Source organism: Mucilaginibacter terrenus, assembly GCF_003432065.1.
GTDB lineage: Bacteria > Bacteroidota > Bacteroidia > Sphingobacteriales > Sphingobacteriaceae > Mucilaginibacter > Mucilaginibacter terrenus.
In genome coordinates this window covers 1-345 of sequence record NZ_QWDE01000015.1, presented here as the reverse complement: position 1 = coordinate 345, position 345 = coordinate 1, and the positions used below count along the sequence as shown (strand labels likewise).

The window sequence follows — 345 nt, the reverse complement described above, 5'->3', positions numbered from 1 at the left end:
TTATAGGATCGTAGCAGACTACTACGTTGATAGGTTACAGATATAAAGGTGGTGACATCAAAGTCGAGTAATACTAATTATCCGAAGCTTTCTCTAACAGAAGAATTTGCTGTTGTTTTCTCTTACAGATTACTTCTTTCAATAATATGTCATTGTTTGTTCAGTAGACAGTAGCATTAAGCGGTTATTATAACTGCAAACTGCAACTCAAAACTGCAAACTATTAAAATATTCAGGTGCCTATATCGGCGGTGTCCACCTCTTCCCATTCCGAACAGAGAAGTTAAGCCCGCCAGAGCCGATGGTACTGCAGTAAAATGTGGGAGAGTAGGTCGGTGCCAAATC

Annotated in this window: 2 rRNA genes; both read left to right on the top strand. The window is 39.7% G+C overall.

From position 1 onward, the window contains the following. Positions 1–97, top strand: a 23S ribosomal RNA gene (locus tag DYU05_RS20840); the annotation flags it as partial. A gap of 135 nt (positions 98–232) precedes the next feature. Then, positions 233–344, top strand: a 5S ribosomal RNA gene (rrf, locus tag DYU05_RS20835). The last annotated feature ends 1 nt before the right edge of the window (position 345 follow it).